The 11,244-nt window shown below is 55.5% G+C and carries 11 protein-coding genes; 1 reads left to right on the top strand and 10 read right to left on the bottom strand.

From position 1 onward, the window contains the following. From MKX63_RS20470 to MKX63_RS20450, 5 genes are all read right to left on the bottom strand, one after another. On the bottom strand, positions 1-957 hold the full coding sequence (locus MKX63_RS20470) for an AAA family ATPase (RefSeq protein ID WP_340755715.1): 957 nt from the start codon (positions 955-957) through the stop codon (positions 1-3). Between the two features lie 222 nt (positions 958-1,179). Beyond that, a complete protein-coding gene (gene spoVAE / locus MKX63_RS20465; RefSeq protein WP_036697920.1) occupies positions 1,180-1,530 on the bottom strand; it encodes a stage V sporulation protein AE in 351 nt (116 codons plus the stop codon). Further along, on the bottom strand, positions 1,527-2,561 hold the full coding sequence (gene spoVAD, locus MKX63_RS20460; RefSeq protein WP_341019658.1) for a stage V sporulation protein AD: 1,035 nt from the start codon (positions 2,559-2,561) through the stop codon (positions 1,527-1,529). Before spoVAD ends, spoVAE begins: the two co-directional genes overlap by 4 nt. 3 nt (positions 2,562-2,564) lie before the next feature. Further along, entirely contained in the window at positions 2,565-3,062 is a 498-nt protein-coding gene (gene spoVAC, locus MKX63_RS20455) for a stage V sporulation protein AC (RefSeq protein WP_341019656.1), read from the bottom strand. Positions 3,063-3,196: 134 nt separating this feature from the next. After that, on the bottom strand, positions 3,197-3,373 hold the full coding sequence (locus MKX63_RS20450; RefSeq protein ID WP_341019655.1) for a hypothetical protein: 177 nt from the start codon (positions 3,371-3,373) through the stop codon (positions 3,197-3,199). Between the two features lie 250 nt (positions 3,374-3,623). On the opposite strand from MKX63_RS20450, the gene MKX63_RS20445 reads away from it, so the two are divergent. Further along, the gene (locus MKX63_RS20445; protein ID WP_341019652.1) at positions 3,624-4,697 is read left to right on the top strand and encodes a M42 family metallopeptidase; all 1,074 of its coding nucleotides are present in this window, start codon (positions 3,624-3,626) and stop codon (positions 4,695-4,697) included. 98 nt (positions 4,698-4,795) lie between these two features. Here the strand turns inward: MKX63_RS20445 and MKX63_RS20440 are convergent, their stop codons facing one another. The 5 genes from MKX63_RS20440 to MKX63_RS20420 all read right to left on the bottom strand — a co-directional run bounded on the left by MKX63_RS20440 (position 4,796) and on the right by MKX63_RS20420 (position 11,195). Next, on the bottom strand, positions 4,796-5,941 hold the full coding sequence (locus tag MKX63_RS20440; RefSeq protein WP_341019650.1) for a mannitol-1-phosphate 5-dehydrogenase: 1,146 nt from the start codon (positions 5,939-5,941) through the stop codon (positions 4,796-4,798). Then, positions 5,941-6,375 carry a PTS sugar transporter subunit IIA gene (locus MKX63_RS20435; protein ID WP_341019648.1) on the bottom strand — a complete coding sequence of 145 codons (435 nt, stop codon included), beginning with the start codon at positions 6,373-6,375 and terminating at the stop codon, positions 5,941-5,943. The genes MKX63_RS20440 and MKX63_RS20435 overlap by 1 nt, the downstream gene beginning before the upstream one ends. A gap of 16 nt (positions 6,376-6,391) precedes the next feature. Further along, the gene (locus MKX63_RS20430) at positions 6,392-8,458 is read right to left on the bottom strand and encodes a BglG family transcription antiterminator (protein ID WP_341019646.1); all 2,067 of its coding nucleotides are present in this window, start codon (positions 8,456-8,458) and stop codon (positions 6,392-6,394) included. A 100-nt stretch (positions 8,459-8,558) separates the two neighbouring features. Next, positions 8,559-9,998 (bottom strand): PTS mannitol transporter subunit IICB, encoded by a 1,440-nt coding sequence (locus tag MKX63_RS20425; protein WP_341019644.1) that lies wholly within the window; start codon positions 9,996-9,998, stop codon positions 8,559-8,561. A gap of 333 nt (positions 9,999-10,331) precedes the next feature. Beyond that, on the bottom strand, positions 10,332-11,195 hold the full coding sequence (locus MKX63_RS20420) for an aldo/keto reductase (protein WP_341019643.1): 864 nt from the start codon (positions 11,193-11,195) through the stop codon (positions 10,332-10,334). Between the last annotated feature and the right edge of the window lie 49 nt (positions 11,196-11,244).

Here is an 11,244-nt window from a genome sequence, read left to right as displayed (position 1 = left end):
TTATTGCCTCATAGTTACAGGCACGTTAATGCTCTGAAGCAGCTTCTGCAGCAGGGAGTCCATGCTGACGTTGTCCAGGCGTGATTCCGGCCGCAGCAGGATACGGTGTCCCAGCGTATACGGGGTCAGGGTCTTCACATCATCAGGCAGCACATAGTCCCGTTCCTGGAGAAAAGCGTAGGCCTTGCAGGCCATCATGAACGATAACGATGCCCGGGGGCTTGCGCCCAGCAGCACTAGCGGGTGCACCCGCGTCTGGCGGACCACATCCAGCAGGTAGTTCAGCACCGGCTCGCTGATGAATACATCGCGGATCTCCTCCTGAATGGCGGCGATCGTCTCCATGCTGGTTACCGGAGCCAGCCTGTCCACCGGCTGGCCCTGCTGATGGGTACGCAGCAGGTTCTTCTCGGTGTCGGCATCCGGGTAGCCCAGGCTGATCCGCAGCATGAAGCGGTCGAGCTGAGCTTCGGGGAGGGTATAGGTTCCCTCGAAATCTATCGGATTCTGGGTCGCACAGAGCATGAACGGATGCGGAAGGGGATAGGTCTCTCCATCGACCGTAACATTGCGTTCCTCCATTACCTCAAGGAGTGCGGACTGGGTCTTCGTGGTCGCCCGGTTGATTTCATCGGCCAGCAGAATATTGGTCATCACCGGGCCCGGACGGAAGTGGAACATCTCATCGCGCGGATGATAGACGGATACGCCGGTAATATCACTCGGAAGAATATCCGGGTTACACTGGATACGCCGGTATTCGCCGGACATCGACCGGGAGAGTGCGCGGATAAGCTGGGTTTTGCCAGTCCCCGGAACATCCTCAATCAGGACATGTCCGCCTGCTAACAGGGCAGTCAGCAGCAGTTCTATTTCAAAGCTTTTACCAAGAATACAGGATTCCAGATTAGTGCGGACAGCGTTCATTATTTGCGTAGATTCTTGACGTACGGGCATGTATGTTAAACCCTCCTATATCAGAATAAGCAGTAATATATACATTTTACATGATAGGAGTACCGAAAGTACATGTTAGGCCAAGTGAAATTGTAGAGCGGCATGCCAGAGTTGTCCAAAAGAAACCCGTCATCAGGCGGAGTAAGCCTCCTTTAATTAAAAAGGGACCGCCATAGGCGATCCCGGAATTAACATATCTATATACATTCCATTTACCGTCAGTTACCCCTTCGGGCGGACGACCAGCGCCGCCAGGAAAGAGAAGACAATCGCCGAGGAAATCCCGGCGCTGGTCACATCGAAGATCCCGGTGACGACACCGACCCAGCCATCGCGCTCCAGCTCAGTCAGCGCGCCGTGGACCAGCGAATTCCCGAAGCTGGTAATGGGCACGCTGGCCCCGGCTCCGGCGAATTTCACCAGCGGATCGTAGATACCAAAAGCGTCGGCAGCCGCACCAAGCACCACCAGCGTACTCATGGTATGGGCCGGAGTCAGCTTCAGCACATCGAACATCAGCTGGCCGATCACGCATATCGCACCCCCGACCAGAAAAGCCCATAAATAAATCATGCTCCCTCACCTCCGCTCTCCAGGGCTACCGCATGGGCTACGCACGGAATACTCTCCCCTTGTTGATATGACAGCGGCGACAGAAGCGCTCCGGTCGCTACAATCAATACACGCTTCAGTTCACCCTTCTTCATACGCTTCATAATATGCCCGTAAGTCACTGTAGCCGAGCAGCCCGCGCCGCTGCCCCCGGCAATGACGTATTTCTGCTTGTCCAGGTCATACATCATCAGCCCGCAATCATTGAACACCGTCTCCTCCATCGGGATGCCTTCCTTAGCCAACAGATCCTTGGCAATCGGCAAGCCGACGGAAGCCAGATCGCCCGTAACAATCAGATCATAATGCCCGGGTGTCAGCCCTGTATCGCGGAAATGCGCCGTAATCGTATCGGCGGCTGCCGGGGCCATAGCGGTTCCCATGTTGAACGGATCCTTCAGCCCCAGATCCATGATGCGACCAAGTGTTGCATACACTACATGCGGCCCTTGAACCGTCCCGTCGTTCACCCCTACCACTGCGCAGCCGGAGCCTGTTACGGTGTACTGGGCGGTGGGCGGCTTCTGCGAGCCGTACTCTGTCGGGTAGCGGAACTGTTTCTCAACCGTACAGTTGTGGCTGGATGTACCGGCCAGCGCGTATTTGCCGCCGCCGGAATCCACGATCATCGAGGCGATGGCAAGGCTCTCCATCGAGGTGGAGCAGGCACCGAACACCCCGAGGTAAGGCACGCCGAGCTTGCGCGCGGCGAAGGAGCTGCTGATGATCTGATTCATCAGATCCCCGCCGACGAAGAACTCCAGCTTCTCCTGCTCCAGATTCGCATTCATGAGGGCAAGCTTGGCGGCTTTTTCGAACAGGGCGCGTTCTGCCTTCTCCCATGTCTTCTCGCCCATCTCCAGCGAATCATAGACGAAGTCAAAGCTTGAGGCCAGCGGCCCTTCCCCCTCTTCGGGTCCCACTACAGCAGAGGTTCCGAGGATCACCGGACGGTTCGTAAATTCCCAGGTCTGTTTGCCGAGCTGCTTCATCGTTTAATGCGCACCTCCCCAGCCCATAACGGCATACACTACACCCACGATAAAAGCAGCAACGACGCCGAACACAATAACCGACCCGGCCAGTTTGAACATGTTCCCGCCCACGCCCAGCACCAGCCCTTCCGCCCGGTGCTCCAGTGCCGCAGAGCACATGCTGTTGGCGAATCCTGTGACCGGCACTGCTGTGCCTGCACCGCACCATTGGGCGAGCTTGTCATATACCCCGAAGCTGGTCAGTATGACGGAGAGCAGAATCAGAATGGCTACGGTCGGGCTTGCCGCCTCTCTGGAGGTCATATCGAATATCGCCATGAATGCTTCCTGGATGCCTTGTCCCAGCACACAGATGAGTCCCCCGGAGAGGAAGGCGCGCATACAATTTTTGAATACAGGACGAGAAGGCACGTAAGGCTTGGCCAATTCCTGATAGGCCTTCGGGGTCAGACCGTCAAGGTTCAGCTTGACGCCTGACTTTTTTGTTTTTGCCGGCAATGCAGACACCCCCTGAACTGTTGGATACGAAAGGGAACGGGCAGCGGGTAAGCAGCAGTCCCGTCCCTTCGTGTTATGCGGAATTAAGTTTTCCTTATTATTCACTTCAGGCGGCCCCGTTATGTCCCTCCTGCTCAGGAAAAATAAAACAGCACAACAATCAGCAGCAAAAACAGCACCAGGATCAGTACCGCCTCATTCTCCCGCCCGTACCGGCGGCGGTAACGCCTGGGCAAGCTTTGCCGGCGGACCGGCACTTTGCGGAATCCGCTCCGGCTGCCTGCCTGGGCTACGATCCCCGAGAGCCACATTCTCCTCGCTTCCTTTCTCCGGCTCCTGCCTGCAGAGCCCTTACCGTATAGTATTCGCACAGGGAGCCCTTGTGTTCATTTGCCCTCCCGGCATGGACAAGCGGCGTAAGAATGTTCATACTAAAAGAGTGAACTTAAGAATCTGACTTGCTGATTGACGAAATCCTTGAATATACAAAGGTTTCGTCAATCAGCCGGCCATTATTCTTAAGTTCAGCTTATGTAGATGTCATAAAGGAGCGATATATGTATGAATACAGACACCCTTGAATTGTTCAAAACCTTAACAGAATTTCCCTCAGCCTCCGGCTTCGAGCGCGAGCTGCGCGCTTATGTCAAGGAGGCTATGACGCCTTATACGGATGAATTCGTGCAGGACCGGCTGGGCAGCCTGTTCGGCGTTATGCGCGGTGAAGCTAACGGTCCCAAGATTATGGTGGCCGGCCATTTCGATGAGGTAGGCTTCATGGTGACCGGCATTACAGACAACGGGATGATCCGCTTCACACCGCTGGGCGGATGGCTGGCTTCGGCCGTGGCCTCACAGCGGCTGCAGATCATTACGCCGAAGGGTACGCTGAACGGCGTGGTCGGCAGTACACCCATCCACCTGCTAAGCGCGGATGAACGCGGCAAGGCCGGGGAGATCAGCAAGATGTACATTGATATCGGTGCAGACAGCCGCGAGGAAGCACAGAGCTTCGGAGTAGCTCCGGGACAGCAGGTCGTTCCGGTCTGCCCGTTCACGCCGCTGGCCAATCCGAAGAAGATTATGGCCAAGGCCTGGGACAACCGCTACGGTGTCGGACTGGCTATTGAATTAATGAAGGAACTGCACGGACAAGCCTTGCCGAATACGCTCTACTGCGGGGCTACCGTTCAGGAAGAGGTTGGGCTGCGCGGTGCCCGGACGGCTGCCAATCTGCTGGCCCCGGATATTTTCTTCGGGCTGGACGCCAGCGCCGCTGCCGATATGACCGGCGACCGCCAGGCCTTCGGCCATCTGGGACAGGGTGCGCTGCTGCGTATTTTTGACCCGACGATGATTACCCACCGGGGGCTGGTTGAATATGTGCAGGATACAGCCGACACTCATAAGATCAAGTACCAGTATTTCGTCTCCCAGGGAGGAACGGATGCGGGTCAGGTGCATCTCAGCGGCATCGGCATTCCTTCAGCGGTAATCGGGATCTGCTCCCGTTACATCCACACGGCCACCTCGATCATCCACAGTGATGATTATGCGGCAGCCAAAGAGCTGCTGATTAAGCTGGTGCAGGGACTGGACCGCACGACACTGCAGACGATTCTGGAGAACAGCTAACCAACCTCCCCACAAAACATATAAAGTCGTATCTTTCTAACACAAATAGCCGCAGGGATAAGCTTATAGGCTTTCCCTGCGGCTGTATTTATATGTTCTTAGCTCAAAATCGCATATTGCTCCATCGCAGACTGATGAATAGGGTGATCCGCAGCAAGCCCCGTATACTTCGTCAACGCTGCTTCTGCTCCAAGCTCCGCGATTGCAGCTTGCAGCTCTAGCGCTTCGGGGTCATCCCCCGCCTTGAACAGCAGCGCACCGGCCATGGAACGCGTCAGCGCCGTGTAGCTCAGCCCTCTGTCATACGCCTGCGTTGCAGGGGATACCAGACGGTCATTCGGCGACAGCTTGCGCAGCGGCGAGCGGCCTACTCGGGACACCTCATCGGTCAACGCCGGATTGCGGAAGCGTTCCAGGATTTTATCGATATACCGGCTGTGCTCCGCTGCATCGAAGCCATGCTTCTGGACCAGCACCGCGCCGGTCTCCTCCAGCACCTCACGTACCTTCGCCGTTAACGCCTCATCCGCCATAGCCTGCTGAATGGTCTCGTAGCCCTGCAGGAAGCCAAGGTACGCCGCAGAGCAGTGGCCCGTGTTCACAGTAAAGAGCTTGCGTTCAATATACGGCTCCAGATTCTCTACATAATGCACCCCTTCAACCGGCGTATAGCCCGGGATCATCTGCGAGGCGTCCACCACCCATTCATAGAACGGCTCAACAACCACCTTCAGAATATCCTCATGCTGCTGGAGCGGAACGATCCGGTCCACTGCCGCGTTCGGAAAAGCAACCGAAGATTCAGCCTTCGCACGGGTCTCTTCATCCAGCTTCGCGTACACCAGCTCCTTGAGCTGTGCACTGCCGCCAATCGCATTCTCGCAGGCGATTACATGCAGCGGTGCGGAGGAGACAGCTGCTCTTCTGCTGATGCCATCAGCCAGTACACCCGCGATATGCTTCAGAATGGACACACCAACCGCAGTTGTCACCAGATCCGCTTCAGCAATGGCGGCCGCTACTTCATCCGCATGCGTTACACTGCTAAGAGCCGTTACATTCTTCACGATGACCGTTTCCTGACCGCCGCTGGCCAGCGTGACCGGATACTCGCCGCGTTCCTTGAGCTGGGTGACAAAGGCCTCATTCACATCCACAAAAGTCACTTCATAGCCCGCCTGCGACAACAGCAGCCCGATGAAGCCCCTGCCGATATTGCCCGCGCCGAAATGGACCGCCTTCATTACTCCAGTCCTCCTTCAAAGATTGCAATAACATCAGCAGCCGTAGGAGCGTTCATGACGCGGTCAATGGCATCATCCTCGGTGAATATCATCGCCACGTTCGTCAGAACCTCCATATGCCCGTCGCCTGCGGCAGCAATGCCGATGACAACAAACGCCGGCTCATCCCCGCCGAAATCCACCCCGTCCGGGAAGCGGATGATAGACAAACCAGTGGACTTAATATAAGGCCGCGCTTCCTTAGTACCATGCGGAATAGCCAATCCGCCGCCCATATACGTGGACACCACTTCCTCGCGTTCCAGCATCTTGGGAACATATTCCTCCGTTACATGCCCTGCATCGACCAGCAGCTTGCCCGCCATCTTGATGGCTTCGTATTTATCGTTTGCGGCACCGTGCATAATCACTTTATTTTCTGACAGTATACTCATAGGGTTTCTCCCTCTTTCAACATTTATTTTGGAAAAAATGAAGCAGCTCCGAGGACAAGTACCCCCGGATCTCTGACTCTGAACGTTCTTCCAGCAATTGAACCAGCTCAGAGTTCAGCAGCAGTGCGCTGATCTCGCTTAGCACCTCCAGGCTCTCCTTAGAGAGTCTGCGCGGAGCCAGCATAAGCAGAATGACCCGGACCTCTGTATCCCCCTCCAGAATTACGGGCTGATCGAGACGGTACAGGGTCAGCGATGACAGGTGAATATGGCTGCTTCTGGTATGGAACAGCGCCAGCGCCGTATCCGGGATTACCTGGCTGGTCATCCGCTCCCGCTCCAGCAGACGCTCCAGCACAATCCCGGCATCCCCGACCACGCCGTTTCCATTCAGCGTCTCCAGCATCTCCACGATCGTCGCTGACAGATCCATCCCCTGGTTATCAATGGGATGGAACCGGAAACGCTCCAGCAGGCTGACGATCTCATCCAGAATACCCTTGTAGCTCCTGAGACGTTCAAGCGAGGCTTCCTCCCGGACCGCCTGATCCGGTTCACCGTTCCGCCCTTTCCCCCGTTCCCGCAGCGTCGTGTTCTGAATGTAATTCAGCAGCTTCTCAATCTCCTCCGCTGTGAGCAGTGGGCTGATCTTGATGTAACGCTCCTTGTCAATCGGCAGATCGATGGTAGATATAATCAGATCGTAATCTTCATCAGGCAGGCGCGCCGCTTCATACCAGGAGATGTTGCCGAGAATCTCAATCTGCGGCATTTCCTTGGTCAGCCGGGTAGCCAGCAGCCGGGAGGAGCTTAGGCCGCTGGCACAGACCAGAATGGCTCTTACGTTGCGCCTTAGCTGGTTCAGCCGCTCTGCGGAAGCCCCGAAATGCATGACCAGAAATCCGATTTCTTCATCCGGGATCGTAAGCTCCAGCTGCATATCCTCCACGGCTGCGCGGAGGATGTTGAACAGATATTCGTAATCCCTGCGGATCGGGCCGAGCAGCGGGTTACGGATACGGGTACCCTCCCGAATCCGCTTCAATGCCGGATCAATATGCTCCAGCAGGCCCTCGCGCAGGGAACGGTCGCTCTGGAAGGGCAACCCCGTCCGCTTGACCACGCTCTCGGTAAGCTTGTAAACAATCTCCATTAATTCAATATCGCCGTAAGCATAGCCGGAAGAGGAGAAGGAATCCTGAACCCGGTCGAACAGCCCGGCAATATATAGAATCTCTACCCGGGGAATCTTCAGCTCAAGCACCTCTGCGAGCTGCTGCACAAATCGCTCGGCTCCGGCAATGTTCCGGTGGTCGGAGACCCTGGAATAGCCTGCTTCCGCCCCGCTGTCGATGCTCCGGCTAAGCTCAATCCGCCGGGTAGTGACGGCAAGGGCCAGGAGCATTTCCATATAGACAATTTCGGGCAGCTCCGCCGTCCATTTCCATTCCATATCCCACAGCGTATTCTCTACTTCCATAAGGTTGGACTGACCGACTGTAGTCAACAGCACACGAAAAGCCGGATTGCTCTCAGCCAGAGAACCATGACCGACCAGATCAGACAGATCCAGATGCTCTGCGGCTAACCGGCCAATCGCCCGGCGCTTGTCGAGCTCGCTGCCGGTAATTTCAACGCCATAGCCTCTTCTCCGGACAAGCTCCAGCCCGAACTTACGGACCCACTGCTCCAGTTCATCCAGATCGTAGCTGATAGAAGCAACTGTAACCTTAAGGGAGTGCGCAAGTGTGAACAGCTTCACCGGCTCCTCCGCCTCCAGCAGAACACAGAGCTCGAATACCTTGCGGTCTTCGCCGGAATAATCCGCCGGCTTCTCTTCCCGCAGGAACAGGCGCAGCTCCGCAAGACCGGCCTCCGGGCCGCTCAACTGGATGCCTTTGCCTGATTTTTTGATCAGATTAAGATCAAAGTTCTCAAGCGCGGACTCTATATCCTCCATCTCCCGGTGTACGGTCCTTACGCTTACCCCGGTAGCCTCGGCAATTTTCACAGCGGTAATCTCTCCGCTTGCTTCAAGCAGAAGCCATAGGATCTGGCGCTGTCTGGCGGTAATTTTCGTCATTTCCGCTAACCCTCGCTATATGGAGACAACGCTGGCTTTGGCGGCCAGCGTCTCCTTATTTAGCATTGTATACGTCTACTTCAACTTACACTTATGCCGTTTACTTCAAACGTTCTACAAGCTCATCATACTTCGGGCTCTTCAGGAAGTTATCAATCGAGATATGCTCTGCCTGCGGATTGCTGGCAATCGCCCGGTCGGTAAGCGTCTTCTGCGTGACCACGATGTCCGCGTCCGCCGGAATTTCACTGACCGCAGAGTTCGTAACGGTGATGTTCACCCCTGCATTTTGCAGCTTCTTTCTCAGGACCGAGGCGCCCATTGCGCTGGAGCCCATCCCTGCATCACAAGCGAAGACGATTTTGTTCACATTGGCTTTGGTGCGGACATTGGAGGCTACAGTTGCAGTTGCAGCAGTCTGTGCTGCCGTACCGGCAGACTTCATGTCTCTCATTCTGGCCTCTGCCGCTTCCAAATCCATCTCTTCTTGATCATTATTCTTGGAAGATCTCAGAAGCACAGCTGCAATCAGGAACGATACAATGGTAGCCACGACAACCCCGGCAATCATTGGAAGATATCCGCCCTTAGGCGTCATTGCGAAGTAAGCAAAGATACTGCCTGGAGAAGGAGAAGCTACAAGACCTGCGCCCAGCATCTGGAAGGTGAATGTACCGGACATTCCGCCGCCGATGACTGCCAGAATCAGACGCGGATTCATCAGGATGTAAGGGAAGTAGATCTCATGAATCCCGCCCAGGAAGTGAATGATAATGGCGCCCGGTGCGGAGGATTTGGCAGAGCCTTTGCCCGCCAGCCAGTAGGCCAGCAGAATGCCCAGACCAGGACCCGGATTCGATTCAAGCATGAACAGGATGGATTTGCCGATTCTCTGGGACTCTTCAAGCGCAATTGGTCCCAGTACCCCGTGGTTGATCGCATTGTTCAGGAACAGTACCTTGGCCGGCTCAATGATGATGTTGATGAGCGGCAGCAGATTGTGGTTAACCAGGAACTCTACACCATTTGAGAGGATGTTGGTCAAGCCCTGAACCAGCGGCCCAACGCCTTTTAAGGCTCCCAGCGTCAACGCGCCGCCGATGATCCCCAGCGAGAAGTTGTTGACCAGCATTTCGAACCCGGCTCTGATTTTGCCGTCCACTGCTTTGTCGAACTGCTTCAGCACCCAGGCAGCCAGCGGACCGACAATCATCGCACCCAGGAACATTGGAATGGTTGAGCCGACGATAACCCCCATGGTTACCAGTGCGCCGATGACAGCACCGCGCTTGCCGTGAACCATCTGTCCGCCGGTGTAGCCGATCAAGAGTGGAAGCAGGTAGTTAATGATTGGGCCTACAAGAGCTGCAAGGCTTTCATTAGGATACCAGCCCGTTGGAATGAATAATGCTGTAATCAATCCCCAAGCGATAAAAGCGCCGATATTCGGCATTACCATACCGCTGAGCATACGTCCGAATTGTTGAACCTTCACCCTTGCACCGCCGGATGAGGTTTGTTTCGTTGCCGTTGTGGCCATTTAAGATGCCCCCTTATTGTAATGAACGGGAACCTTCCGCACCGCACTCTGAAAGGTGTTTTCCCTTTGAACACATCGTAAATCAAAGCGCTTTCTTTGTCACCAAATTGAAAACACGGTTTCGGCATGAACATTGTTGACAACATTTAAGAGCTCCTGCCAAGGGGCTTAAGTCCGGTATCCGTGCTGCTCCAATCGGCCTACAAGCTTCTCCATAGGATGCACAAATTCACGTATAATATCAGGTCGCCCATTGTATTCGGTTAACAAAAAAAAGCCGCCCCCCATGCGGAGACGGCTATGCTATGCCATGCAGCAGCAGTTAAGCTATGATTAAATCATGTCCAGCGGAACCTTCCACGACGGCTGGGGAAAAGCGTCATCGAGCTGCCACAGCTCGTCGTCTGTAAGCACAAGCCTAGCGGCGGCCGCATTCTCCTTCACATGCTCTCGGGTGGCGGCCTTGGGGATAGCGATGACATCCCCGTCACGGATGGTCCAGGCCAGCAGAACCTGCAGCGGAGTGACCTCATGATTCCGGGCAATCCGTTGCACGGCTTCATTCTCGGTCAGCCCTTTTCTCAGCGTTCCCGCCTGTGCCAGCGGAGAATAGGCCATGACAGGAATCTTATGTCCTCTCAGCCAAGGCAGCAGCTCATGCTCAATCCCTCTTGAGCCCAGATGATAGAGCACTTGATTCACTGCGCAGTGATTGCCGCCGGAGATATGCAGCAGCTCCTGCATATCTGCCGTATCCAGATTGGATACGCCCCAGCGGGCGATTTTGCCGGAAGCCACCAGTGCCTCCATCCCCTCCACCGTCTCCTCCAAAGGAATATTGCCGCGCCAGTGCAGCAGGTACAGGTCCAGCTGGTCTGTGCCGAGCCGCTTCAGGCTGGCTTCGCAGCTGCTTATCAGCTTGGCCCCGCCCGCATTATGCGGGTACACCTTGGAGACCAGAAATACGCGGTCACGGATGCCCTGCAGCGCCTCACCAACCAGTTCTTCGGAGCGGCCGTCCCCGTACATCTCAGCCGTATCAATCAGATTCATGCCCAGCTCCACGCCTTGGCGAAGCGCAGCAATCTCTTCCGCCCGCTTCGCTGGCTGGTCGCCAATCTGCCAGGTTCCCTGCCCCAGTCTGGGCAGCACAGCTCCGTCATTCAGGCGGATACTCTCAGATACAGGTTTGCTCATATGTGATAAGTCTCCTTATAAGAATAATGTTCTTACTTATATACTTACC

Origin of the sequence: Paenibacillus sp. FSL R7-0179, assembly GCF_038002265.1 — a bacterium.
GTDB lineage: Bacteria > Bacillota > Bacilli > Paenibacillales > Paenibacillaceae > Paenibacillus_AQ.
This window is presented reverse-complemented; position numbering and strand designations above follow the sequence as displayed.

Bases quoted from the DNA above. Each gene is read 5' to 3' on its own strand.
- MKX63_RS20470 (WP_340755715.1), bottom strand. From the start codon at position 957: ATGCCCGTACGTCAAGAATCTACGCAAATAATGAACGCTGTCCGCACT.
- spoVAE (WP_036697920.1), bottom strand. From the start codon at position 1,530: ATGATTTATTTATGGGCTTTTCTGGTCGGGGGTGCGATATGCGTGATC.
- spoVAD (WP_341019658.1), bottom strand. From the start codon at position 2,561: ATGAAGCAGCTCGGCAAACAGACCTGGGAATTTACGAACCGTCCGGTG.
- MKX63_RS20450 (WP_341019655.1), bottom strand. From the start codon at position 3,373: ATGTGGCTCTCGGGGATCGTAGCCCAGGCAGGCAGCCGGAGCGGATTC.
- MKX63_RS20445 (WP_341019652.1), top strand. From the start codon at position 3,624: ATGAATACAGACACCCTTGAATTGTTCAAAACCTTAACAGAATTTCCC.
- MKX63_RS20440 (WP_341019650.1), bottom strand. From the start codon at position 5,941: ATGAAGGCGGTCCATTTCGGCGCGGGCAATATCGGCAGGGGCTTCATC.
- MKX63_RS20435 (WP_341019648.1), bottom strand. From the start codon at position 6,375: ATGAGTATACTGTCAGAAAATAAAGTGATTATGCACGGTGCCGCAAAC.
- MKX63_RS20430 (WP_341019646.1), bottom strand. From the start codon at position 8,458: ATGACGAAAATTACCGCCAGACAGCGCCAGATCCTATGGCTTCTGCTT.
- MKX63_RS20425 (WP_341019644.1), bottom strand. From the start codon at position 9,998: ATGGCCACAACGGCAACGAAACAAACCTCATCCGGCGGTGCAAGGGTG.
- MKX63_RS20420 (WP_341019643.1), bottom strand. From the start codon at position 11,195: ATGAGCAAACCTGTATCTGAGAGTATCCGCCTGAATGACGGAGCTGTG.